Origin of the sequence: Streptomyces diastatochromogenes (assembly GCF_002242805.1) — a bacterium.
GTDB lineage: Bacteria > Actinomycetota > Actinomycetes > Streptomycetales > Streptomycetaceae > Streptomyces > Streptomyces diastatochromogenes.
The window spans coordinates 177,663-200,020 of sequence record NZ_MCGQ01000020.1 but is presented as its reverse complement, the minus strand read 5'-3'; the positions used below and the strand labels follow the sequence as shown (position 1 = coordinate 200,020).

The window sequence follows — 22,358 nt, the reverse complement described above, 5'->3', positions numbered from 1 at the left end:
ACCGATCCCACAGGCATCAGGGGCATCACCAGACGAAGGCGTACGTATCGGGGGGCGCGCCTCACATATATCTATGCGCCGGTGGCTCGCGCCGTAGCGCGCATCACCCGTGAAGGTGAGTTGAGACCTCTTCGAGACATCGAGCACTTGGCAGGCCCATGCGCGTCGACAAGTCACGTCTTACCATGAGAGCGCTCAACTTCCTTGCTTTCTAAGGCAGTTGGGATGCAATGACCATGCAGAAACGTGCCTGTCAACGCGTGCATATGCGTCCGCACTACCCCACCGCATGAGCCCTACTATCGGCTCGCCATGACAGCAGCAGGGAAGCACCAGGTGAGCCGCGCGGAAACCTCACGTCGAGGCAGTCGGCCGGGCCGGGCGGGCATCAGAGACGTGGCCGCCGCCGCCGGAGTCTCCATCACTACCGTCTCCGATGCCCTCAACGGCAAGGGCCGGCTCCCGGATGCCACCCGACGCCATGTCCGGGAGGTCGCCGACCGGCTGGGGTACCGCCCCTCGGCCGCCGCCCGCACTCTCCGTACCGGCAAGTCGGGACTGATCGGCCTGACCGTGACGACGTACGGGGATGAACCTTTCACCTTCACAGAGTTCGCCTACTTCGCCGAAATGGCCCGGGCCGCCACCTCGGCCGCGCTCGCCCGCGGCTACGCCCTGGTCATCCTGCCCGCGACCTCCCGCCACGACGTGTGGTCCAACGTGGCCCTGGACGGCACGGTCGTCATCGACCCCTCCGACCAGGACCCGGTGGTCAGCGAACTCGTCCGACAGGGGCTGCCGGTCGTCTCCGACGGCCGCCCGGCCGGCTCGCTCCCGGTCACCGCCTGGGTCGACAACGACCACGAGGCCGCCGTCCTCGGCATCCTCGACCACCTCGCCGACGCGGGCGCCCGCCGGATCGGCCTGCTCACGGGGACGTCAACGGACACCTACACCCATCTGTCGACCACGGCCTACCTGCGCTGGTGCGAGCGCGTCGGCCAGGACCCGGTCTACGAGGCCTACCCGGCGCACGACCCGTGCGCGGGCGCCGTCGCCGCCGACCGGCTGCTCGCCCGTCCCGACCGCCCGGACGCCGTCTACGGTCTCTTCGACCCCAACGGCACCGACCTGCTCGCCGCCGCCCGCCGCTACGGCCTGCGCGTCCCGGACGACCTGCTGCTCGTGTGCTGCAGCGAGTCCACGGTGTACGCCAACACCGAGCCGCCCGTCACCACGCTCTCCCTGAAACCGCGGCGGATCGGCACCGCGGTGGTCCAGCTCCTCATCGACGCCATCGAGGGCGTCGAGTCGGACCAGCCCGTCGAGCAGGTGATACCGACCGAGCTGATCGTGCGCACCTCGTCCCAGCGGCGTCCCCCGCGCACGACCGTCAGCCCGCCGCGGACCCCGGAAGAGGGATAGCGGGGGTATCGCGGGCGGCATGCCTGGCGGACGGGTCGGATCACCCGCTGCGGCCTGAGGGCCGGGGTCCGAATCCGGGCCGCCAGGGCTCCGCCGTCTCGCTGCACGCGGCTCCGCAGGCCGCCAAACGGGCCGGTCGACCGTCCAGCCGTGCGGCCGACGCCTGATGGGCAGCGGTCGAACCCCTGCCCAAACGGGGCGAAAGCCGCGGTGAACTGGAGTCTTGCTCCGATTCACCACCCCTGGGTCATCACACGGCGCGACGCGCATTCCTATGATGGGCCCACGACACCGCTGGCCGCTGCGACCAGGCAGTCCGAAGCGGTGCAGCTGCGGCGCGATGGTGGAGGGGTCTGATGACTCAGGGGGCCGGTCAGGGACCCGAGGTGGAGCGGACGGCGACGTTGCGCGACTTCCGGGTACCCGCTTACGTCCACGAGACCGGTCCGTACGTCCAGACCCACCCCGGTGACAGCCTCCCGCCCGTGGACGAGGCGTACCCCGAGGGCTACACGCCCACCCAGCGCGACCTGCCCGTCATCAACCGCGGCGACACGCTCCAGGTCCCCGTCGAACCGGTCCCCGCCGCTCCCGCCGAACAGCCCACGGCCGGCCCCGGTCCGCTGTACGTCGTCGGCGACGTCCACGGCTACCTGGACGAACTGGTGGCCGCCCTGCAGGAGAAGGGGCTGATCGACGCCTCCGGCCAGTGGTGCGCGGGCACCGCCCGGCTGTGGTTCCTCGGCGACTTCACCGACCGCGGCCCGGACGGCATCGGCGTCATCGACCTGGTGATGCGGCTGTCCGCCGAGGCGGCCGCGGCCGGCGGCTACTGCAAGGCCCTCATGGGCAACCACGAGCTGTTGCTGCTCGGCGCCAAGCGGTTCGGCGACACCCCCGTCAACTCCGGCGCGGGCACTGCCACCTTCCAGGCGGGCTGGCTGCTCAACGGCGGCCAGAAGACCGACATGGACCGCCTCCAGGACCACCACCTGCAGTGGATGGCCCGCCTCGACGCCGTCGAGGCGGTCGACGGCTACCTGCTCGTGCACTCCGACACCACCGCATACCTCGACTACGGCGACTCGATCGAGGCCGTCAACGACACCGTCCGCGAGACCCTCACACGCAACGACGCGGACGAATGCTGGGACCTGTTCCGGAAGTTCACCAAGCGCTTCTCCTTCCGCGACGAGGGCGGCGCCGACGCCGTACGCTCCCTGCTCGATACGTACGGCGGCACCCGCATCGTTCACGGCCACAGCCCCATCCCGTACCTGCTCGGCGAAGTCGGCTCCGAGGACGGCGAGGAGGGCGGCGGGCCCGTCGTCGAGGGACCGCACGTCTACGCCGAGGGACTCGCCATCGCCATGGACGGCGGAGTGACCATGGCCGGAAAACTGCTGGTCCAGCAACTTCCCCTGGATATCTGAGCGTTCCCGGGGCAGGCGCACCTCATACCGCATGAACGCAGGTCGGCACGCAAATTCCGGCAACCCCCTGTCACCGTGTGCCGTCACGGCTCTACCATCGGCTTATCCGTAGCAGGCTCCCCTCCGTTTCTGCCCGACGGCTCGCCGGCGTGCGAGCCCCAAGCCCTACGGAGCATCGGGGGATGCACATGAACAGCGTTCCGCAGCACCTGCTGAGCGAGGACCGCCAGGAATTCGAGCGGATCCTCGATGAGGCGCTGCGCTCCGCACCACACCGACCGGAACTGGCCGCTGTCGGACAGCGGCTGAACCCCGAACAACTGCGCACCATGGCCCTCAATGCCACCGCGCTCATCACGGCCGCCGCGGCGACCGAGTACCAGCACTATGTGAAGGCCCGCGAGGAACTGCGTCACCCGGCGCCGTCCGCCCCCGTGGCCGCCCGCGATTCCGGTTCCGTCGAACCGGGTGCGGACGCGATAGGGCTCGCCGCCGGTATCGGCGAGGCCGCCGAGACGACCGGTGCGGGCGCCATCGCCGTGATCGCGGTGCTGGCTCCCGTCCTCGCCGGAACCGCCGCGGCGATCTTCCTGCTCGTCGGCTACATCCTGAGAATGCTGGCCCCCGGCCAGGCCTTCGCCCAGACCATGCTCACCGCGGGCTGGGTGTTCGGCGCCGTGGCCGCGGCCGCGATCCTCGTCGCCGCGGTCGGGCTGCTGCTCACGGCCCTGCGTAACAGCGCCGCGGCGGAAGCCGGAACCCACGACGCAGCGAGCGAGGAGGTGGCCAGGGCCAGAGAGGCCTGGCGGGAGGCCCTGCTGGAGCGCGGCATCCTGCCGTTCCTGCGGGACGCACTCGCCCAGCCCGGCACGGCCGCCCTGCACCGCACGGCCCCGCCGGCCCCGACCGGCCGCATGCCCCGTCTGGGCTACGACCGGCCCGGCTTCAGCAGCCCCGACGACGGCTCCGCCTCCGGCCGTCCCAGCTTCACCAGCCCGGACTACACGAGCCCCGACTTCGGCGGCCCGGAACACCAGCCGGAATAGCCCGGCTTGCGCCCCGGCCAGGGGCGCGGCCGGGCACCCGGCCCGGAGACGCTCACACGTCTCCGGGACCGACCGTCACCGCGGCTGGATCAGTCGGCGAGCGGCAGGTACACCCGGTTGCCCGCGGCTGCGAACTCCTTCGACTTCTGAGCCATGCCCTCCTCGATCTCGGCCCGGCTGCCGCCGTGTTCGCGGCGGATGTCCTGCGAGATCTTCATGCTGCAGAACTTCGGCCCGCACATGGAGCAGAAGTGGGCCGTCTTGGCGGGCTCGGCCGGCAGCGTCTCGTCGTGGAACTCCCGTGCCGTGTCCGGGTCCAGGGCGAGGTTGAACTGGTCCTCCCACCGGAACTCGAAGCGGGCGTCGGACAGCGCGTCGTCCCACTCCTGCGCTCCGGGGTGCCCCTTGGCGAGGTCGGCCGCGTGCGCCGCGATCTTGTAGGTGATGACGCCGGTCTTGACGTCGTCACGGTTGGGCAGGCCCAGGTGCTCCTTGGGCGTGACGTAGCAGAGCATCGCCGTGCCCCACCAGGCGATCATCGCGGCACCGATGCCGGAGGTGATGTGGTCGTACGCCGGAGCGACGTCCGTCGTCAGCGGGCCGAGCGTATAGAACGGAGCTTCATCGCAGATCTCCTGCTGAAGGTCGATGTTCTCCTTGATCTTGTGCATCGGGACGTGTCCCGGGCCCTCGATCATGGTCTGTACGTTGAAACGCTTGGCGATCCGGTTGAGTTCCCCGAGCGTGCGCAACTCCGCGAACTGCGCCTCGTCGTTGGCGTCCGCGATGGAACCGGGGCGCAGGCCGTCGCCCAGCGAGTACGTGACGTCGTAGGCGGCGAGGATCTCGCACAGCTCCTCGAAGTTCTCGTACAGGAACGACTCCTTGTGGTGCGCGAGGCACCACGCGGCCATGATCGAGCCGCCGCGCGAGACGATGCCGGTCTTGCGGTTGGCGGTGAGCGGCACGTACGGCAGGCGTACGCCCGCGTGGACGGTCATGTAGTCCACGCCCTGCTCGGCCTGCTCGATGACCGTGTCCTTGTAGATCTCCCAGGTCAGTTCCTCGGCCCTGCCGTCGACCTTCTCCAGCGCCTGGTAGAGCGGCACCGTGCCGATGGGGACGGGGGAGTTGCGCAGCACCCACTCACGGGTGGTGTGGATGTTGCGGCCGGTGGAGAGGTCCATGACCGTGTCGGCGCCCCAGCGAGTCGCCCAGGTCATCTTCTCGACCTCCTCCTCGATGGAGGACGTGACCGCGGAGTTGCCGATGTTGGCGTTGACCTTCACCAGGAAGCGCTTGCCGATGATCATCGGCTCGATCTCCGGGTGGTTGACGTTGGCCGGCAGCACCGCGCGGCCCGCCGCGATCTCCTCGCGGACCACCTCGGGAGAGACGTTCTCGCGGAGGGCCACGAACTCCATCTCGGGCGTGATCTCGTCGCGGCGGGCGTACGCGAGCTGTGTGACGGCCTTGCCGTCACGGCCCCGGCGCGGCTGACGCGGGCGCCCGGGGAAGACCGCGTCCAGGTTGCGCAGCCCGCCGCGCGGTGAGGTGTGCTTGATCCCGTCGTCCTCGGGACGGACGGGACGGCCGGCGTACTCCTCGGTGTCGCCGCGGGCGATGATCCAGTTATCCCGCAGCGGCGGCAGGCCCCTGCGCACATCTGTGTCGACGAGTGGATCGGTGTACGGGCCCGATGTGTCGTACAGCGTGACCGACTGCCCGTTGGTGAGGTGCACCTGGCGGACCGGCACGCGCAGGTCGGGGCGGGTGCCCTCGACATACGCCTTGTGCCAGCCGATGGACTTCCCGGCCTCCTGGGACTTGTCGTCCTGGACGGAGGCAGGCGTGCGTGCGTCCTTGTTGGTCATGAGACCTACTCCCTACGCCGGCATTACCCGGTAACAGGTTCGGCGGTCGACGCAGCGGTTTCCGTCTGCCGATGTTTCCCGTGAAACCACGTTCCACGTGAAACATCGCAAATACGGAGGTCAGCGCCCTCTCAGCCCGGTGCTCCGAGCTCCCGCGTGTGCAAAGGTGCCTCCACGCTAGCGTCAATTCGGGCGCGGTGACCAGAGGGCCCCTGGCGTTCTTGCGATGATCTGGCGGTGACCACCATGGAGCAGTCCCCGTACCCGCCTTCCGAACCGCCGCGCGGAGGCGGTTCCGGACAGGGCGACGGACACGGCCATGACGGCGACCGACACGGGCACCAGCACGGCCCGGGCCACGGCCACTCGCACGGTCACAGCCACAGCCACGGACCCGCCGCGCCGGTCTCGAAGCATCTGCGCAAGGTCATCGCGGCGATCCTGATCCCGTTCGCGGCCGCCGTCGTGGTCGGCCTGGTGGTGCTCTGGCCCGGGGGAGCCCCACCGCACGAGCGCACGGGCGTCGGCTTCGACCGCCAGACACAGCAGGCCACGGTCACCAAGGTGGTCGAGGTGAGCTGCAAGTCGGTGAACGCCTCGGGGGAGACCCCGACCGGAGACACCTCCACCGCCGAGGGCAACTCCGCGCAGCAGGAGGCGAAAGGTACCTGCAAGAAGGCGACGGTCCGGGTCGACACCGGCAACGACCCGGGCCGTACGTTCACCGAGATCGTGCAGCCCGACCAGTCACGGCAGTTGCACCAGGGCGAGAAGGTCGTGGTCGCCTACGAGCCCTCGGCGCCGAAGGACCTGCAGTACTCCGTCACCGATGTGAACCGCAAGTTCCCGATGGCGCTGCTCGCGGGGATCTTCGCGCTCGCCGTCGTGGTGGTGGGACGGATGCGCGGTGTGATGGCGCTGGTCGCGCTGGCGGTGAGCTTCATGGTGCTGACGCTCTTCATCCTGCCCGCGATCCTGCAGGGCTCGAATCCGCTGCTGGTGGCCGTCGTCGGGGCGAGCGCGATCATGCTCATCGCGCTCTACATGTGCCATGGACTGTCGGCCCGTACGTCGGTGGCGGTTCTCGGCACGCTGGCCTCCCTCCTGCTGATCGGCGTCCTCGGCTCGGAGTTCATCGACTGGGCCGCGCTCACCGGCAACACGGACGACAACACCGGTCTGATCCACGGCCTGTATCCGTCGATCGACATGAGCGGTCTGCTTCTGGCCGGCGTCATCATCGGTTCGCTGGGTGTCCTGGACGATGTGACGGTGACGCAGACCTCGGCGGTCTGGGAGCTGCACGAGGCCAATCCGGCGATGGGCTGGCGCGGGCTGTACCGGGCGGGCATCCGCATCGGCCGCGACCACATCGCCTCGGTGGTCAACACCCTCGTCCTCGCCTACGCCGGCGCCGCGCTGCCGCTGCTGCTGCTGTTCTCGATCGCACAGAGCAGCGTGGGCACAGTGGCCAACAGCGAACTGGTGGCCGAGGAGGTCGTACGCACGCTGGTGGGCTCCATCGGCCTGGTCGCCTCCGTCCCGGTCACCACCGCGCTCGCCGCCCTGGTGGTGTCGGCCGACCGGCCGGGACCGGACGCGGCGACCCCCGCCGGGGCACAGCCCGCTCCGGCGCGCGGCGGCAGGGGCCGACGCCGGAAGCGGTGAGCGGGGGCCAACGGGGACCGGAAGTCCGCTGAAGAAGCGTTCCTGCACAGTCACACGCGGCAGGGCGGAGCGCCTGGCGCCCCGTCGCCGCACCACCTCAGCCGGCGCTCTGCTCCTCGGCCAGGATGCGGTCCAGGGCCTCGTCGAGGTGGGCGTCGAAGTCGGCCAGCGCGCCCTCCTGACCGAGCGGCACGAGCTTGTCCGTGCGGTCCAGGAAGGCCACGAGCGGCGGCGCCGAGGAGCGGAACATGGCCTGGTCGCCGCCGACCTGAAGCCGGATCAGCACCTCGCCCAGCACCTCGGAGTCGACGGGGGCGATGTGCACGTCCCCCTCGCCGCACGGCCGCCCGACCCCGTCGATCAGCAGCTCGCGGCCGAAGGCCCAGGTCACCGGGGCATCTCCGGGCAAATGGAAGGTCAGCCGCACGGCATAGGGATCACAGGTCTCATAACGCAGCTCCACCGGAATACGGAAGGAGAGTTCCTCCGACACGAGAAAGCTCATCATGACCTCTGCCTGTACGGATTCGCGCATCGCCTACCCCGTCAAATGACATGGACTGGCCGGGATTGATCCCTCGACCGTGGGTCAAATCTTGCTGAACGTACACGACAGATCACAAGGAGTGAGTTTTCAGATACTGATAGAGAGCATCAGCGCCCCCAGATGACGCCCCATCTCGGTCTGCAGCCGTTGGGCGGCGGGCAGCAGCCGGTCGGCCTGGTGGGCGGGGAGCGAGATGGCCATCGTGGCCGCCGTGGTGCCGACCGTGATCGGAATCGCCGCGCAGACCGTCCCGAGCGCGTACTCCTGACGCTCCACCACCGGCTCCATCCGCGGCATCCGGTCCAGCCGGCGCAGCAGGGCGTGGTTGTCGCGCACGGTGTACGGGGTGATGGACTGCACCGGATAGCGGGTCAGGTGGTCCCGGCGGGCGTCCTCGTCCAGCTGGGAGAGCAGACACTTCCCGATCGCGTGCGCGTGCCCCGTCTCGCGGAAGTCGGCCCACTCCTCGACCGCGGGAGTCTCCCGCGAGTCGGAGACGCACACGACCTCGATCTCGCCATTCCGGTACATCGCGTAGTAGACCGGAGCACCGATGGAATCGCGCCAGTGTGCCAGGGTGTCGGCCACGGTGCTGCGACGTTTCTGCTGCGCTCCGCTGCTGCTCAGCCGCTCGGCTGCGTCGCCCAGGAAGAACAGCCCTTTCTCACGGCGCAGATAGCCCTCGTGCACAAGGGTGCGCAGCAGGTGGTAGGTCGTGGGCAGGGCGAGGCCGGTCTCGCGGGCGAGTTGCTTGGCGGGGGCGCCGTACTCGTGTGCCGCGACGGTCTCCAGCAGGCGCATCGCGCGCTGCACGGATCCGATGAGGGTCGCGGCGGACGGTTGACCCGGAACGTCCGCGGAGTGCGAGGGTCCGGGGAGGGACGCGGCGCGTGGCTGTCCCGGTACGGTCGCGGCGGGTGGCCGCTGCAGCGGGGGTGTGCAGGAGTGCGGCTGGGCGGGGGGTGCGTGGGGTTCTGCCGGTGCGGTGTCAGCCGTGGCCAAGGGTCACTCCCGTAGCGCGAGGGTGGGGGCAGCCCGTGCGGTGGAGGCACGGGTGGGGGTGTACGCCGCCAGCGGGGCCGGCCCCGCGTGGGGTTCCGGACTCTAACCGCCCGCCACCGCGTGCAGACGGCCTGCCGGGGAAACTTCCCTCCCCCGAGGGAACCGGCGATTCGCGTTACCGCTCACCGGCTCCCGCGTCCCTCACCAGTCGCTGCGCGACGAGGAGTTCGACATGAACTTGCGCACGATGTAGATCAGTCCGCCGACCAGCGCGACGAAGACCAGCGCCTTGAAGAGCAGGCCGATCACGAAGCCGACCACGGTCGCTATCAGGCTGCCGAAGACGACCAGGGCGATGACCGGCACCGCGACCCACTTCACCCACCACGGCAGCCCCGCGAAGATCTCTCGCATTGCCCTCGTCCTTTGCGTTCCGGTGCGTTCACGGCGTAGTGCGCGCTGTCGTGGACGCAGTTCTCGATGTCTGCACTCGATGCTAGGGCCGCCAGAGGGTCCCGCAGGGGCCTCGCACCCCTTGTCCTCCCCTGAGCCTTCCCCTAGGGAACCCCGAGGGCCGGGCTCAGGCCTCAGGGGGAGAGAAGACGACGAGAACCCGCAGATCCTCGCTGATGTGGTGGAACTTGTGGGCGACACCGGCCGGCACGTACACCACGCTGCCCCGCGCCACCTGGGTGGTCTCCTCACCGACCGTGATCGACGCGCGACCGCTGACGACGAAGTACACCTCGTCCTGGTTGTGCGGCCGCTGTGGATCGTGCTCGCCCGCGTTGAGGGCGTACAGGCCGACCGACATATGCCGCTCCCGCAGAAACTGCAGGTAGGCCCCTTCGTTGGCGGCGCGCTCCGCCTCCAGTTCGTCCAGCCGGAATGCCTTCATCGCCGTTTGCCGCCCTCGCCCCACTGCTCGCCGTCGATCTGGTCTGCCACGATCAGACACATGAAGAATTTCGTAGTCAAGACGATCGCCAACGCGGGCGCACTGGCGGTCGCCGTGTGGCTGCTCGACAAGATCACCCTCACAGGTGACAGCACGGCCAAGAAGGCCGGCACGCTGATCGTGGTCGCGCTGATCTTCGGCCTGGTGAACTTCCTGGTCAAGCCGATCGTGAAGGTGCTCACCTTCCCGCTGTTCATCCTCACCCTCGGACTGATCACCCTGATCGTCAACGCGCTGATGCTGCTGCTGACCTCCTGGGTGTGCGGCAAGCTCGACCTGAGCTTCCATGTGGACGGGTTCTGGACGGCCGTACTCGGCGGTCTGATCATCTCCGTCGTCTCGTGGGCGCTGAACCTCGTCCTGCCCGACGAGGACTGAGCCCGCCATGACCTACCGCGTCTGTTTCGTGTGCACCGGCAACATCTGCCGCTCCCCGATGGCCGAGTCCGTCTTCCGCGCGCGCGTCGAAGAGGCCGGTCTCGCAGACCTGGTGGAGACCGACAGCGCCGGCACCGGCGGCTGGCACGAGGGGGATGCCACCGACCCGCGCACCGTCTCGGTCCTAGACGAGCACGGCTACGGCACCGAGCACGTCGCACGGCAGTTCCAGCCCTCCTGGTTCGCCCGCCGCGACCTGGTGATCGCCCTCGACACCGGTCATCTCAAGGCCCTGCGCCGCCTCGCGCCCACCGAGGAGGACGCCCGCAAGGTGCGCCTGCTGCGCGCGTACGACCCCGCGGCCGGCGACGACCTCGACGTGCCGGACCCGTACTACGGCGGCCGGGACGGCTTCGAGGAGTGCCTTGAGATGGTGGAGGCGGCGACCACCGGTCTGCTCGCCGCGGTACGGGAACAACTGGAGGGACAGGCCGCATGAGCGACACCGGCAAGGGCGCGGACCGCATCGGCGACGGCACGCGCGCGGTACGGGCCGGACTCCCCGAACCCGTCAAGAACGAGCCGACCCTGCCCGGACCGGTGTTCGCCGCGCACTTCCACCTGCCGGGCGAGGTGACCGGCCCGTACTCCTACGGCCGTGACGACAACCCCACCTGGACGCTGCTGGAGCGTGCCATCGGCGAGCTGGAGGCGCCGGGGCAGGACGACGTCGAGACGCTGGTGTTCGCCTCCGGCATGGCCGCGATCTCCTCGGTGCTGTTCTCCCAGCTGCGCGCCGGAGACGCGGTCGTCCTGCCCTCCGACGGCTACCAGGTGCTGCCGCTGGTCCGCGCCCAACTGGAGGCCTACGGCATCGAGGTGCGCACCGCGCCCACCGGCGGCGACGCCCAGCTGGAGGTCCTCGACGGCGCGCGGCTGCTGTGGATCGAGTCGCCGTCGAACCCGGGGCTCGACGTGTGCGACATCCGGCGGCTGGCCGAGGCGGCACATGCGCGGGGCGCCCTGGTCGCCGTCGACAACACCCTCGCCACCCCGCTCGGGCAGCGCCCGCTGGAGCTGGGCGCCGACTTCTCCGTGGCCAGCGGCACCAAGCAGCTGACCGGGCACGGTGACGTCCTGCTGGGCTACGTCACCGGTCGCGACGCCGAGGCGATGGCCGCCGTACGCCGCTGGCGCAAGATCGTCGGCGCCATCTCCGGGCCCATGGAGGCCTGGCTCGCGCACCGCTCCGTCGCCACGCTGCAACTGCGCGTCGACCGGCAGAACGCGACGGCCCTCGCGGTCGCCGAGGCCCTGCGGCAGCGGCCCGAGGTCTCCGGGCTGCGCTATCCCGGGCTCCCTGACGACCCCGCGCACAAGGTCGCCGCCCAGCAGATGCGCCGCTACGGCTGCGTGGTCTCCTTCACGCTGCCCACGCGCGCGCGTGCCGAGCGTTTCCTGGAGGCGCTGCACCTGGTCGAGGACGCGACGAGCTTCGGCGGTGTGCGCTCCACGGCCGAACGCCGCCGCCGCTGGGGCGGAGATCCGGTCCCGGAGGGATTCATCCGGATGTCTGTCGGCGCCGAGGACCCCGAGGACCTGGTGGCGGATGTGCTGCGGGCCCTTGACGAGTCCGCCGAGTGACCGGATCACGGGCCCCCTGACCCGCTCTGCGGCGGTCCGAGCCTCCCCCCTCGTGGCTCGGACCGCCTTCGGTTCCGCGCGCGAAGAACCGCGCGAACAAGGCTAGTTGACTCTCTGTCAGTGTCCAATCACGGTAGCGACAGAGACCTATCGACTTATTTATAGTTGGTGCCTGCCTCGGGGGCCGGAGGAGGGCAGGGAGAGGGAAGGGCGTGCCATGGATCTGGCCTTGCTGCGCACGTTCGTCACCGTGCACCGGGCCGGTTCCTTCACCCGCGCCGCCGCTCTGCTGGGGCTCTCCCAGCCGGCCGTCACCTCCCAGATCCGCACCCTGGAGCGACAGTTGGGCCGCCCCCTGTTCCTGCGGCAGGCCCGCGGGGTGACGCCCACGACCATCGGCGACGAACTCGCCCACAAGGCCGCTCCGCACCTCGACGCCCTGGTGGAGATAGCGGAGAGCGGCCTGGACGACGAGTCTTCGTTACGGACGCTGCATCTGGCCGGCCCGCCCGAGTTCACCGCCGAACGCGCGCTTCCCGCCCTGACGGAGCTGACCGGCGACGACGGCCAGGGCTTCGCGCTGCGCGCCTCCTTCGGCACCGCGGAGGAAGCACTGGAGGGGCTGGCCGCCGGACACCACGACCTGGCCATCAGCACGGTCCGGCCGCGTGGCGCCCTCCTGACCGCCACCGCACTCTGCGACGAGGAGCACATGCTGGTGGCCGCCCCGCGCTGGGCCGAGCGGATCGGCCCTGGCGCGCTGCGCCTCAAGGGAGCCCCCGCCCTGGAGAACCTGCCGGTCGTCGAGGTCCACGAGTCGCTGCCCTTCGTCTCGCGCTACTGGGCCTCCGTCTTCGATTCACGCCCGGCCGCCTCCGGCACGGTCATCGTCCCCGACCTGCGCGCGGTGCTCGCCTGTGCGACAGCGGGCGCCGGACTTGCGGTGCTTCCCCGCTATCTGTGCACTCCCGGCCTGGAGCGCGGGGAGATCATGACGCTGCACGACCCCGCGGTGCCGCCGCTGCGGACGTACTTCCTCGCGGTGCGCACCGGAACGCTCGCCATGCCGCATGTCGCGCGGGCGCACGAGTGGCTCCTGCGGGCGGCCGCGAGCTGGTCCTGAGCCTCCACTCCGGGGTTTTACGCGGTGCGCTCGGGTGGTGGCGCCATGCGATGTTTCACGTGGAACCAGCCGGGCCACATTTCTCCCATGACCGTCCGACCCGTGGTCAAGCGCACCGCCCGTGCCGTTCTCCTGGACGGTGACGACCTGATCCTGATCAAGCGCACCAAGCCCGGTGTCGATCCCTACTGGGTCACTCCCGGTGGCGGGGTCGAGGCCGCGGACCCGACCGTCGTCGACGCTCTGCACCGTGAGGTGTACGAGGAACTCGGCGCCAAGATCACCGACGTCGTGCCCTGCTTCGTGGACACCGTGGAGCACATCGGCGAGGACGGCGGCGCGACCGGAGTGAAGGTGCAGCACTTCTTCGTCTGCCGCCTGGAGTCCATGGACCCGTCGCTGCGCCACGGCCCCGAAGTGGAGGAGCCGGCGGGCGAGTACGAGATCGTCCGTATCCCGTTCACCCGGGTCGGCATCGCCTCCGTCCACCTCGTGCCGCTGTCGCTGCGGCACTATCTGGACGGCAACATCGAGGGCGTCCGCGCCATGCACGCCCCCGACCTCGGGTAATCGGTCGGCCGGTCAGTTCCCGACGACGACCAGTTCCTCGACCGAGTCGTGCCGTATGCGGTCCGAGGGAATGCCGATGTCCCGCAGGGCGTGGACCCCGCTGCGGATCATTCCGGGCGGGCCCGAGATGTAGGCGTCGTACTCGTTCCAGGGGCCGTACTCCCGTATGGCGTCGGGAAGCTGGAGATGGGCCAGCTGGTCGATGATCGCCCGTACGGAGAGCCACGGGTGGCTCTGCTGGAGCCTGAGCATGGTGTCGATGTCGTACAGGTCGTGGTCGGTACGGGCGCCGTAGAACACCTCGACCTGACGGCGTCGGCCGTGCTCGGCCACGTCCTCGACGAGGGCCTTGATGGGCGCTATGCCGGTGCCGCCGCCCAGGCAGAGCAGCCCGTTGTCGGTGGTGTGGTCGACGGTCATCGAGCCGGCCGGCGGGCCGAGGCGTATGACGTCTCCGGGCCGGGCGCGGTGCACCAGTGCGTTGGAGACCCAACCGGCCGGGACGGCCTTCACATGGAACGTCAGCAGGCCGTCCGAGCGGGGCGCCGAGGCGAAGGAGTAGTGCCGCCAGACCCGTGGCCACCAGGGCGTCTCCACGCTGGTGTACTGCCCGGCGAGGAAGGGGTAGGGCTGGTCCGGGCGGACGGTGACGACCGCCACATCGGGGGTCCTGAGGTCGTGCGTGACGACCTCGGCGTGCCACCAGGCCGGGGCGCGCAGTTCGTCCGCCGCCGCGGCGTCGATCATCACCTGGGAGATCGTGGTGTAGGCCCGCACCCAGGCCGCCTCGGTCTCCGGGTTCCAGATGGCGGAGGCGTACTTGCTGAGGGCGCCGATGAGGCATTCGCCCACGGCCGGATAGTGCTCGGCGCGCGTGCCGTACTTCCGGTGTCCGCGGCCCAGGTTCTGCAGGTAGTCGACGAGTACCGGCTTGTTGTCGATGTGCTCGGCCGCGGTGAGCAATGCTTTCAGCAGCCGGTCCCGCTGGGCGTCCATCGCCGGCGGGAACATCGGGCGCAGTTCGGGGTGGCGGACGAAGAGGAGTGCGTAGAAGTAGGAGGTGACCTTGTCGGCGACCGGGGCGATCTCGGCCATCGTGCCCCGGATGACGAGGGCGTCCGGGGACGCCTCCTCGACGACGGGCGGCGCGGACCGCTGGACGGGCACGCGCTGCGGCTCGGTTGCCGCGACGACCGGGTGTGAAGGCTCGTAGGCCACTGCCGGCTGGGGGCTCGGAGGGCTGGGCGGGGCTGGTGCCGGCGGCTCCGCGGGCTGCTCGGTGGGGGCGGCAGAAGCGTGGTGGGCCACGGGAGCGTCGGACCCGGGGCGGGCGGCGCCCTCCCGGTTCGGCCGACCCACCGGGCGCACCACGGCCGGCCTGCGTCCCTCGGCCGTCTCCTGATCACCGTCCGGCGGCGGGGTCGGAGGCGCCTTGCGCGGCGTGAACCAGCCGCCTCCGCCCGCTATGCCGTTCTCCCCCGACGTGGTGGTCGGAGCGTCCATGGTGCCCTCGCCTCGAACATCTCTCGGTCGGTCTGCGCACCTCCTCCTCGGAAGGTGCATGCTTTCCCCCGGCGGGCGGCCAGCCGTAGCACTGCCGCAGCATCCCATCCTGACCGGATGCTGCGGCCGTATACCCGGAAACGCGGTTTTCGATCTCTTCGTCCCGTTAGGCTGCCTGCCCTGCTCTCGGCCCGCACGGGATGCGTGCACTCCATCCCGGACGTGAACCGGAGTCGACCCTACCGGCCGTCGCCATGCACACAAGTCCCCCCTTGCTTCCCCATGAAGCGGGCAAGGGGCGAACCATGACGTCTCTCAACTACCGGACGTGTGTCACCAATTCATAGGCATCCCACAGATCACGGCCGGTGTAGGAGTATGTGGCGAGTCCGGCCAGATGCCCGTCCGCCTTGACCGCGACGGAAACCGGTACAACAGCAAACAGTTCCCTGTCCGACGACGAAGCGGGCCACCCTCCGTCTCTGTTTCACGTGAAACACGCTCGCCTGTCGACGGTCTGTGCGAGTGGCCACGACATGGCCAAAAGCACCTGCGTATGCATTGAAACGGGTGGACGTCAGGGGTGCCGGTCGGACAGCCTGACCTGCGTGCCGACTCCTTCCCTCGCTGCCCTGCCCGTCCGCCGGCTGACGCTCCGCGATCTCACTGCCTGCGCCGACTTGTCCGAAGATCGGGGGTGGCCACGCGAGGAACACAAGTGGGGCTTCCTCCTCACAGCCGGCAAGGGCTACGGCATCGACGACCCCGACGGAGGGCTCATCGCCGCCTGCGTCGTCACGGAGTACGGGTCTTGGGAGCGGTCGGAGCTCAGCGCCATCGGCATGGTCCTGGTGGCCGAGCGCCACGCCCGCCGTGGCGTCGGACGCCGCCTGATGCGGCATGTCGTAGCGGCCATGGGCACCACACCTCTGACCTTGCATGCCACGCCCTACGGGCGCCCGCTCTACGAGGAACTGGGCTTCAAGGTCACGGGCCGGGCGGAGATGGTGGTGGGGAACTTCATCCCCGGCGGGCCGGAATACGCGGTGGCGACCCGTGCTGCCACCGCGGAGGACCTGCCTTCGATCCTCCGTCTCGACGAGGAGGTGTTCGGCGTCGACCGCACTCCCCTCATCACCCGTCTGCCCGCCTTCGCCGACCAGCTGCGCGTGGCCGAGGACTGCGGCCGGATCATCGGCTACACGGCCGCGTGGCCCAACATGGACACGCATGTCGTCGGCCCGCTGATCGCCCGGGACACCGAGACGGCCAAGGCCCTCATCGCCTCGCTCGCGGCCCGTACAGACCGTCCGCTGCGCACCGACATCGACGTACGCCACGAGGAGCTGCTGGCCTGGGCCAAGGCACGGGGGTTGGCGTCCGTGGCTTTCAACGCCGTCATGACCTACGGCATCACGGACCTGCCGGGGGACTGGACGCGCCGGTTCGCACCGCTGACGGTGGCCGCCGGCTGACCGGTCGCACGGCACACGCCGGCCCTCACCGCACCAAGGCGGCAGGGGGCCGGCGTTGTCATGTCTCGGAGCGTGCGGTCAGACGAGCGCCTGGACAGCCGCGGTGGCGAAGCCGTGGTCCTGGTCCGGGGCACCGCCGCCGACGCCGATCGCGCCGATCAGTCGGCCGTCCCGGTGGACGGGAACACCGCCCGCGATGAAGAGCAGGGGCCGGTCGAGGGCCGTGGGCAGCGTGTGGAAGAGGCCGCCGGGCTGGACGGCGTCGACGAGCTCGGCGGTGGCCGCGTTCAGCTGGAGCGCGGTGTAGGCCTTACGGGTGCTGGTCTCGCCGGAGATCAGCACGGCACGGTCGTCCCGACGGAAGGCGAGCAGGTGGCCACCGGCGTCCAGGACGGTGACGCTGACGGTGACTCCGGCCTCCTCGGCCGCGCGACGGGCCGAGGCGACGAGCAGTTCGGCGTCCTCGATGGTGAGCGGGGCGACGGCGGTGGTGCTCATGGAGCGTTCTCCTTGGTGCGGTACGTGCGTGAGGTGAGGGGTGTCGCGCGGACCGGGGGCGGCCTACGCCCCCGGTCCGCGTGACGTTCAAGTACGGGTGGAGATGCCCTGCGGTCGGGGCGGGCTCAGTGGTGGACGGCGGTCCGCTGCCCAGCGGGGCTTCCGGAGGCCACCACGGCGCTCCGGCCGCTGTCGCGGCGCTCCAGGGCGGCCGAGAGGACGGCGAGGACCAGGGCGGACGCGGCGAGGGCGGCGCCGACCCAGTTGGGGGCCGTGTAGCCGAAGCCGGCCGCGATCACGATGCCGCCGAGCCAGGCGGAGAGGGCGTTGCCCAGGTTGAAGGCGCCGATGTTCACGGCCGAGGCGAGCGTCGGGGCGCCGTGGGCCTGGTCGAGGACGCGCTTCTGCAGCGGCGGGACGGTCGCGAAGCCGAGAGCGCCGATCAGGGCGATGGTCACAGCGGCCGCGATCTTGTTATGCGCGGTGAGTGTGAACAGCGCGAGGACGACGGCCAGGGCGCCCAGGGAGACGTACAGCATCGGCATCAGCGCGCGGTCGGCGAACTTGCCGCCGATGAGGTTGCCGCCGACCATGCCGAGCCCGAACAGGACCAGCAGCCAGGTGACGGACCCGTCGGCGAAGCCGGCGATGTGGGTCATCATCGGCGCGATGTAGGTGATGGCCGCGAAGACACCACCGAAGCCGAGCACGGTCATCGCCATGGCGAGCAGGACCTGGGCGTTCTTGAAGGCGGCCAGTTCATGGCGCAGGTGCACCCCTTCGGGCCTCGGCACCTCGGGCACCAGCCTGGCGATGCCGGCCAGGCCGACGACACCGAGGGCGGCGACCATGCCGAAGGTGACGCGCCAGCCGACGTTCTGCCCGATGAGCGTGCCCAGCGGGACACCGACGACATTGGCGACGGTCAGGCCCGTGAACATCATCGCGATGGCGCCGGCCTTCTTGTCGGGAGCCACCAGCTCGGCCGCGACGACCGAGCCGATGCCGAAGAAGGCACCGTGGGCGAGGGAGGCGATCACCCGCCCGGTCAGCATGATCGCGAAGGTGGGGGCCACGGCGGAGAGCAGGTTTCCGGCGATGAACAGGCCCATCAGCAGCATCAGCATCCGCTTGCGCGAGATCTTGGTGCCGAGCACGGTCATCAGCGGGGCACCGATCACCACGCCGAGGGCGTATCCGGTCACGAGCAGGCCCGCGGTAGGGATGGAGACCCCGAAGTCACCGGCGACCTCGGGCAGCAGACCCATGATCACGAACTCGGTCGTTCCGATTCCGAAGGCCCCGATCGCGAGGGCCAGAAGCGCGAGAGGCATGTGGGGGTACACCTTCCCAGACGATTGCAGGAGCGCTTAGCGTGCGTCCACAATAGTTGCAGACGCGGGCTAAGTGCAAGCGCTGACTATTGCGGGAGTGCTCTACTCTTGATTCAGCCGCTCCGGGACGGAGGAAAACGCCAATGACAGCGACGGACCCCGCGCTCACCGCCCTCGCCCAGGGCTGGTCCGCCCTCGCTCTCCTGCACGGGAGGATCGAGGCACACATCGAGCGCGCCCTGCAGACCAAGCACGACCTCAGCGTGCGGGAGTACTCCCTGCTCGATGTGCTCAGCCGGCAGCACGAGGGCCAGGGCGGTCATCTGCAGATGAAGCAGGTCGCCGACGCGGTCGTGCTCAGCCAGAGCGCCACCACGCGGCTGGTGACCCGCCTGGAGGACCGTGGTCTGCTGGAGCGCTACCTGTGCCCCACCGACCGTCGCGGCATCTACACCAACGTCACCGAGGCGGGCCTGCGGCTACTCGAAGAGGCGCGGCCCACCAATGACGGCGCCCTGCGCGAGGCCCTGGACGAGGCGGCCAGGAACCCCGAGCTGGCCCCGCTGGTACGCGTCGTGGAGTCCCTGAACGTGCCCGCATAGGGTGCGGCCATGGGAGATCTTGAAATACGCCGTGCGACCGCGGACGACCTGCCCGCGATCGTCGCCATGCTCGCCGACGACCCCCTGGGCGCCCAGCGCGAGTCACCCGACGACCTGACGCCTTACCTGGCGGCCCTGGAGCGGCTGAACGCGGACCCGAACCAGCAGCTCGTCGCGGCGGTGCGGGAGGGCCGTGTCATCGGCACCCTCCAGCTGACGCTCATCCCCGGGCTCTCCCGCAAGGGAGCGACCCGCTCGATCATCGAGGCCGTCCGCATCCACGCCGACGAGCGCGGGAGCGGCCTGGGCACCCAGCTCATCGAGTGGGCTGTCGAGGAATCCCGGCGCCAGAACTGCCAGTTGGTGCAGCTGACCTCCGACAGCAGCCGCACGGACGCCCACCGTTTCTACGAACGCCTCGGCTTCACCGCCTCGCACATGGGCTTCAAGCTCCAGCTCTGAAAAGCGGTCGGGGGTGGGTGTTTCACGTGAAACACCCACTCGGCCAGCGAGCCGTCTACTCCGCGATCCCCCGCCAGCCCTTCGGATCCACTCCGCCGGGCACCTCAGCCCCCTCCTCGTACGGCTGCCGCGTGAACACGAACGACCCCAGGTCCAGATGGATCACGGACCCGTCCGGACGGCGTACGGGCCGGAGCAGCTCTCCGGCGTAGTAACCCTCCAGGCCCGTCCATGTGCCGTCGCCGTTCGATCGGAAGCGGGCCCGGCGGCCGCCACCGGTCAGCGGTCCCAGCGCGAGGAGCCCGTCGGCCAGCACCCGCAGAGCGAAGGCGTGCGTCCCCCAGAACCACTGCCCGGCCAAATCCAGGACGTCCCGGTCGACTTCACGCAGCGGACGCCACGGCTCGGGAATGCGTGGCTCTGCCTCGGCGACGATACGGACGAGGTCCGCACCCACCGCTCCCAGCAGCGGGCCACTGGTGCAGTTGGCCAGCACCACCGCCGCCACGTCGTCCTCCACGCTGACGGTGAGGTTCGCGAGAAAGCCCGGGAGCGAGCCGGAGTGTCCGACGAGGAGCCTGCCGTCCCGCTGCTGGATCTGCATGCCGAGGCCGTAGGTGGCCCCGTCCACCACATCCGCGGCTTCGGCAGGCGCCGCGGGCGTCCGCATCTCCCGCACCGACTCCGCACTCAGCACCCGGTCGTCTCCCCCGGCCAGGAAGGCGGCGAACCGAGCGAGATCTCCGGTGGTGGACCACAGTTGGCCGGCGGGGGCCATCCGGCCGAGATCCTCCACCGGTTCGGGCAGCAGCGCGTCGGCCCAGGGATGCACCGCCCAGCCGCCCGCATGCGGCGCCTGGGGCTGTGCGCTGGTGCGGTGGAGCCCGAGGGGTTCGAGCACTTCGTCGCGCAGCACCTCCTCCCAAGAAGCGCCCCGAAGCTCCTCCACCAGTGCGCCGAGCAGGGTGTAGCCGGGATTGGAGTAGTGGTGGCGCCGGCCGACGGGGTGCAGGAGGGGCTGCTCGCCGAGGACATCGCTCAGCTCGGGACGCAGCGAGCCGGGGGTCCGCTCCCACCAGGGCGCGGGTGACTCGGCCGCCAACCCGGAGGTGTGTGCGAGCAGTTCGGCGATCGTCGCCTCGCCGGCTCCGGTGCCCGGCAGATGCTTCTCCAGGGGATCACCGAGATCGAGCACGCCCTCGTCGCGCAGCCGCAGCACCAGTACGGCGGTGAACGTCTTGGTGATCGACCCGATCCTGTACTGCACGTTCTCGTCCGGGCCGTGCCCGTCCACTGAACTCCGCGATCCGTGCCAGACGGCCCGCCCGTCCCGCACGACCGCGGCGACCAGCGAGGGCGCCCGCCCTTCGGCCTGTGCGACCGCGATCCGGTGCAGCAACGCCCGCCGGGTGCCCGGGAGCAGTTCTTCCTGAGATGTCGTCATGGGCCCAGTCCATCCTCTGGGGCGCCATGCGTCGAGTTCATTTCCCCCGCGGTCCGGTGTAGGTTCTCGGCTTCCGTGTCCTCTGGCATGGCTGTGACCTGCAGCTTCTTGCGGCGTCTCACGTTGCGTCCTCCGATCCAGTCTCAGGACCGTGTCCAAATCCTCACGCAGCCTGGAAGGAGGGCCGTCGCAGACAGCGGGTCGGTGTTGTGTCGCGCGCCTCTGCGGGCCTCGGCGACAGACTGCACCAGCGCGTAGGACTGGGGCCGGGCGGTTTCGCCTCTGCCCAAATGACGCTGCGACCCCTTCACGGTTGAGCTCGCACTCTGGCCTAGCGAGCCAGTATTTCGACGGAATCACTATGCCGACTGCTGGCGGTTGCGGTCCGTGTCCGACGGGCGGAAAATAACTAGCAGGCCTTCCGCAAGCGACGAGCAGGGTGTCATGAAATCCGTCGAAGAATGCCCTCACTGCGCATTCCCGCTTAAATCTGGCTACTGCCAAAGATGCCGCACCCGGCCTCGAATGCCACTCCCTGCAATTGGATACCAAGAGGATTCCCGAGTTGGGATCGCGCGTGGGCTGTCAGAAATCCAGCGCGACGAGGGGGTGCTGTCCAGGCATGTAAAGACCGTGAAACGGTACGAGTTCGAGGATCACTGGAAGTCCGTGACCTTAAGTGATCAAGATGTCATAGGCATGCTCTTTGCTGAGATATCCCCCGAGTCGGCTGGAGAGTTGGGTGCAGATTCTTGCCGTAAAATAGCCTATGAACTCATTGGTGGGCTTATGGCGGCTTCCGATATACCTAAGGTGGAGGTCGAGCCCACTCAATGGGAGCAGGCTGAGGCCAGACGTCCTGTATCTGAGATCCGGATCCGCGAGGGAGTCCACTTCGGCGCCATTGAAGCAGTTACTAGCATTGTTCGACTTACGGGGATCTTTCTGGCAGTCGTGGCTGGCCACAAACTGGCAGCCCTAAAGATCCTGACAGAAATAAGGCGACTCACTAATATAATCCCCAGGATGTCGGACTCCGAAGTAATGGTGTATGAAGCTGTCTACAAGCGCTTCAAGCAGATCTCAATTGTGAACTACGATGTGAAACGCCTCAGCGATCCTGGCGCAGTCGGCCACCTCGGCGCATACTCCAGCGAGATCGTCCAGGACCTCCAAGGTCAGCTGTCTGAAGCAGGAATTTATGAGGCGCTACGCACCCTGCATAGCCGGAAGATTCTTCGCGAGGAACAACAGCGTTGGCGCATCGCCCTATGAACCTCCGGGTGGTATCCGCTCCAGATCCTCCGCCGACGTGGTTCTCGGAGCCCACGCAGGACGGCGGCGGTTCAATTGAGGTTCCACGACGTCGAAG

Annotated in this window: 22 protein-coding genes and 1 pseudogene; 13 read left to right on the top strand and 10 right to left on the bottom strand. The window is 69.3% G+C overall.

What is annotated here, in order from left to right:
- The first annotated feature begins 312 nt into the window (after window positions 1-312).
- The 3 genes from BEK98_RS23900 (at window position 313) to BEK98_RS23890 (ending at window position 3,904) form a co-directional block, all read left to right on the top strand.
- Complete coding sequence (locus BEK98_RS23900) at window positions 313-1,425, top strand: LacI family DNA-binding transcriptional regulator (RefSeq protein ID WP_094218699.1); 1,113 nt, start codon at window positions 313-315, stop codon at window positions 1,423-1,425.
- 356 nt (window positions 1,426-1,781) lie between these two features.
- Entirely contained in the window at window positions 1,782-2,858 is a 1,077-nt protein-coding gene (locus BEK98_RS23895) for a metallophosphoesterase (protein ID WP_094218698.1), read from the top strand.
- Window positions 2,859-3,040: 182 nt separating this feature from the next.
- Window positions 3,041-3,904: a hypothetical protein gene (locus BEK98_RS23890; RefSeq protein WP_094218697.1), complete on the top strand. Its 864-nt coding sequence runs from the start codon at window positions 3,041-3,043 to the stop codon at window positions 3,902-3,904.
- A gap of 89 nt (window positions 3,905-3,993) precedes the next feature.
- On the opposite strand, the gene thiC is transcribed toward BEK98_RS23890, so the two are convergent.
- Window positions 3,994-5,778, bottom strand: coding sequence for a phosphomethylpyrimidine synthase ThiC (gene thiC, locus BEK98_RS23885; protein ID WP_094218696.1), 1,785 nt, complete (start codon window positions 5,776-5,778; stop codon window positions 3,994-3,996).
- A gap of 246 nt (window positions 5,779-6,024) precedes the next feature.
- Between thiC and BEK98_RS23880 the strand changes: the two genes are divergently transcribed.
- Window positions 6,025-7,446, top strand: coding sequence for a YibE/F family protein (locus BEK98_RS23880; RefSeq protein ID WP_094218895.1), 1,422 nt, complete (start codon window positions 6,025-6,027; stop codon window positions 7,444-7,446).
- 97 nt (window positions 7,447-7,543) lie between these two features.
- Here BEK98_RS23880 and BEK98_RS23875 read toward each other — a convergent pair whose 3' ends face one another.
- The 4 genes from BEK98_RS23875 to BEK98_RS23860 form a co-directional block, all read right to left on the bottom strand.
- Window positions 7,544-7,981: an SsgA family sporulation/cell division regulator gene (locus tag BEK98_RS23875; RefSeq protein ID WP_094218695.1), complete on the bottom strand. Its 438-nt coding sequence runs from the start codon at window positions 7,979-7,981 to the stop codon at window positions 7,544-7,546.
- Window positions 7,982-8,080: 99 nt separating this feature from the next.
- Window positions 8,081-8,995: an IclR family transcriptional regulator gene (locus tag BEK98_RS23870; protein WP_244201948.1), complete on the bottom strand. Its 915-nt coding sequence runs from the start codon at window positions 8,993-8,995 to the stop codon at window positions 8,081-8,083.
- Window positions 8,996-9,196: 201 nt separating this feature from the next.
- Entirely contained in the window at window positions 9,197-9,409 is a 213-nt protein-coding gene (locus BEK98_RS23865; RefSeq protein WP_094218693.1) for a DUF5326 family protein, read from the bottom strand.
- A 166-nt stretch (window positions 9,410-9,575) separates the two neighbouring features.
- On the bottom strand, window positions 9,576-9,893 hold the full coding sequence (locus BEK98_RS23860) for a cupin domain-containing protein (protein WP_094218692.1): 318 nt from the start codon (window positions 9,891-9,893) through the stop codon (window positions 9,576-9,578).
- 60 nt (window positions 9,894-9,953) lie between these two features.
- Here BEK98_RS23860 and BEK98_RS23855 point away from each other — a divergent pair, with 60 nt between their 5' ends.
- The 5 genes from BEK98_RS23855 (at window position 9,954) to BEK98_RS23835 (ending at window position 13,668) form a co-directional block, all read left to right on the top strand.
- Window positions 9,954-10,331 carry a phage holin family protein gene (locus tag BEK98_RS23855; protein ID WP_094218691.1) on the top strand — a complete coding sequence of 126 codons (378 nt, stop codon included), beginning with the start codon at window positions 9,954-9,956 and terminating at the stop codon, window positions 10,329-10,331.
- 7 nt (window positions 10,332-10,338) lie between these two features.
- Window positions 10,339-10,830: a low molecular weight protein-tyrosine-phosphatase gene (locus tag BEK98_RS23850; protein WP_094218690.1), complete on the top strand. Its 492-nt coding sequence runs from the start codon at window positions 10,339-10,341 to the stop codon at window positions 10,828-10,830.
- A complete protein-coding gene (locus BEK98_RS23845; protein WP_094218689.1) occupies window positions 10,827-11,975 on the top strand; it encodes a cystathionine gamma-lyase in 1,149 nt (382 codons plus the stop codon). The genes BEK98_RS23850 and BEK98_RS23845 overlap by 4 nt, the downstream gene beginning before the upstream one ends.
- Before the next feature lie 217 nt (window positions 11,976-12,192).
- Entirely contained in the window at window positions 12,193-13,098 is a 906-nt protein-coding gene (locus tag BEK98_RS23840) for a LysR family transcriptional regulator (RefSeq protein WP_094218688.1), read from the top strand.
- Between the two features lie 87 nt (window positions 13,099-13,185).
- Window positions 13,186-13,668, top strand: a complete 483-nt coding sequence (locus BEK98_RS23835) for an NUDIX domain-containing protein (protein WP_094218687.1) — start codon at window positions 13,186-13,188, stop codon at window positions 13,666-13,668.
- A gap of 12 nt (window positions 13,669-13,680) precedes the next feature.
- Here the strand turns inward: BEK98_RS23835 and BEK98_RS23830 are convergent, their stop codons facing one another.
- Both BEK98_RS23830 and BEK98_RS50105 read right to left on the bottom strand, forming a co-directional pair.
- On the bottom strand, window positions 13,681-15,171 hold the full coding sequence (locus tag BEK98_RS23830) for a globin domain-containing protein (protein WP_094218686.1): 1,491 nt from the start codon (window positions 15,169-15,171) through the stop codon (window positions 13,681-13,683).
- A 319-nt stretch (window positions 15,172-15,490) separates the two neighbouring features.
- A pseudogene (locus BEK98_RS50105) lies at window positions 15,491-15,634 on the bottom strand (hydrolase); the annotation flags it as partial.
- A 145-nt stretch (window positions 15,635-15,779) separates the two neighbouring features.
- Between BEK98_RS50105 and BEK98_RS23820 the strand changes: the two are divergent.
- The gene (locus BEK98_RS23820; RefSeq protein WP_094218685.1) at window positions 15,780-16,646 is read left to right on the top strand and encodes a GNAT family N-acetyltransferase; all 867 of its coding nucleotides are present in this window, start codon (window positions 15,780-15,782) and stop codon (window positions 16,644-16,646) included.
- A 78-nt stretch (window positions 16,647-16,724) separates the two neighbouring features.
- On the opposite strand, the gene BEK98_RS23815 is transcribed toward BEK98_RS23820, so the two are convergent.
- Both BEK98_RS23815 and BEK98_RS23810 read right to left on the bottom strand, forming a co-directional pair.
- Window positions 16,725-17,144 (bottom strand): GlcG/HbpS family heme-binding protein, encoded by a 420-nt coding sequence (locus tag BEK98_RS23815; RefSeq protein WP_094218684.1) that lies wholly within the window; start codon window positions 17,142-17,144, stop codon window positions 16,725-16,727.
- A 125-nt stretch (window positions 17,145-17,269) separates the two neighbouring features.
- On the bottom strand, window positions 17,270-18,478 hold the full coding sequence (locus tag BEK98_RS23810; protein WP_094218683.1) for an MFS transporter: 1,209 nt from the start codon (window positions 18,476-18,478) through the stop codon (window positions 17,270-17,272).
- A 143-nt stretch (window positions 18,479-18,621) separates the two neighbouring features.
- On the opposite strand from BEK98_RS23810, the gene BEK98_RS23805 reads away from it, so the two are divergent.
- Together BEK98_RS23805 and BEK98_RS23800 are read left to right on the top strand one after the other, a co-directional pair.
- On the top strand, window positions 18,622-19,080 hold the full coding sequence (locus tag BEK98_RS23805) for a MarR family winged helix-turn-helix transcriptional regulator (RefSeq protein ID WP_094218682.1): 459 nt from the start codon (window positions 18,622-18,624) through the stop codon (window positions 19,078-19,080).
- 9 nt (window positions 19,081-19,089) lie between these two features.
- Complete coding sequence (locus BEK98_RS23800) at window positions 19,090-19,542, top strand: GNAT family N-acetyltransferase (RefSeq protein WP_094218681.1); 453 nt, start codon at window positions 19,090-19,092, stop codon at window positions 19,540-19,542.
- A 55-nt stretch (window positions 19,543-19,597) separates the two neighbouring features.
- Here the strand turns inward: BEK98_RS23800 and BEK98_RS23795 are convergent, their stop codons facing one another.
- On the bottom strand, window positions 19,598-20,986 hold the full coding sequence (locus BEK98_RS23795; RefSeq protein WP_094218680.1) for a serine hydrolase domain-containing protein: 1,389 nt from the start codon (window positions 20,984-20,986) through the stop codon (window positions 19,598-19,600).
- Window positions 20,987-21,619: 633 nt separating this feature from the next.
- Here BEK98_RS23795 and BEK98_RS48625 point away from each other — a divergent pair.
- The gene (locus BEK98_RS48625) at window positions 21,620-22,261 is read left to right on the top strand and encodes a hypothetical protein (protein ID WP_167444243.1); all 642 of its coding nucleotides are present in this window, start codon (window positions 21,620-21,622) and stop codon (window positions 22,259-22,261) included.
- The last annotated feature ends 97 nt before the right edge of the window (window positions 22,262-22,358 follow it).

What these genes read in the sequence shown, in the direction of transcription:
- BEK98_RS23890 (WP_094218697.1), top strand. Translation starts at nt 3,041, where the DNA reads ATGCACATGAACAGCGTTCCGCAGCACCTGCTGAGCGAGGACCGCCAG.
- BEK98_RS23880 (WP_094218895.1), top strand. Translation starts at nt 6,025, where the DNA reads ATGGAGCAGTCCCCGTACCCGCCTTCCGAACCGCCGCGCGGAGGCGGT.
- BEK98_RS23795 (WP_094218680.1), bottom strand. Translation starts at nt 20,986, where the DNA reads ATGACGACATCTCAGGAAGAACTGCTCCCGGGCACCCGGCGGGCGTTG.
- BEK98_RS23875 (WP_094218695.1), bottom strand. Translation starts at nt 7,981, where the DNA reads ATGCGCGAATCCGTACAGGCAGAGGTCATGATGAGCTTTCTCGTGTCG.
- BEK98_RS23810 (WP_094218683.1), bottom strand. Translation starts at nt 18,478, where the DNA reads ATGCCTCTCGCGCTTCTGGCCCTCGCGATCGGGGCCTTCGGAATCGGA.
- BEK98_RS23860 (WP_094218692.1), bottom strand. Translation starts at nt 9,893, where the DNA reads ATGAAGGCATTCCGGCTGGACGAACTGGAGGCGGAGCGCGCCGCCAAC.
- BEK98_RS23895 (WP_094218698.1), top strand. Translation starts at nt 1,782, where the DNA reads ATGACTCAGGGGGCCGGTCAGGGACCCGAGGTGGAGCGGACGGCGACG.
- BEK98_RS23900 (WP_094218699.1), top strand. Translation starts at nt 313, where the DNA reads ATGACAGCAGCAGGGAAGCACCAGGTGAGCCGCGCGGAAACCTCACGT.
- BEK98_RS23845 (WP_094218689.1), top strand. Translation starts at nt 10,827, where the DNA reads ATGAGCGACACCGGCAAGGGCGCGGACCGCATCGGCGACGGCACGCGC.
- BEK98_RS23800 (WP_094218681.1), top strand. Translation starts at nt 19,090, where the DNA reads ATGGGAGATCTTGAAATACGCCGTGCGACCGCGGACGACCTGCCCGCG.
- BEK98_RS23855 (WP_094218691.1), top strand. Translation starts at nt 9,954, where the DNA reads ATGAAGAATTTCGTAGTCAAGACGATCGCCAACGCGGGCGCACTGGCG.
- BEK98_RS23805 (WP_094218682.1), top strand. Translation starts at nt 18,622, where the DNA reads ATGACAGCGACGGACCCCGCGCTCACCGCCCTCGCCCAGGGCTGGTCC.
- BEK98_RS23840 (WP_094218688.1), top strand. Translation starts at nt 12,193, where the DNA reads ATGGATCTGGCCTTGCTGCGCACGTTCGTCACCGTGCACCGGGCCGGT.
- BEK98_RS23830 (WP_094218686.1), bottom strand. Translation starts at nt 15,171, where the DNA reads ATGGACGCTCCGACCACCACGTCGGGGGAGAACGGCATAGCGGGCGGA.
- thiC (WP_094218696.1), bottom strand. Translation starts at nt 5,778, where the DNA reads ATGACCAACAAGGACGCACGCACGCCTGCCTCCGTCCAGGACGACAAG.
- BEK98_RS23835 (WP_094218687.1), top strand. Translation starts at nt 13,186, where the DNA reads ATGACCGTCCGACCCGTGGTCAAGCGCACCGCCCGTGCCGTTCTCCTG.
- BEK98_RS23850 (WP_094218690.1), top strand. Translation starts at nt 10,339, where the DNA reads ATGACCTACCGCGTCTGTTTCGTGTGCACCGGCAACATCTGCCGCTCC.
- BEK98_RS23815 (WP_094218684.1), bottom strand. Translation starts at nt 17,144, where the DNA reads ATGAGCACCACCGCCGTCGCCCCGCTCACCATCGAGGACGCCGAACTG.
- BEK98_RS23865 (WP_094218693.1), bottom strand. Translation starts at nt 9,409, where the DNA reads ATGCGAGAGATCTTCGCGGGGCTGCCGTGGTGGGTGAAGTGGGTCGCG.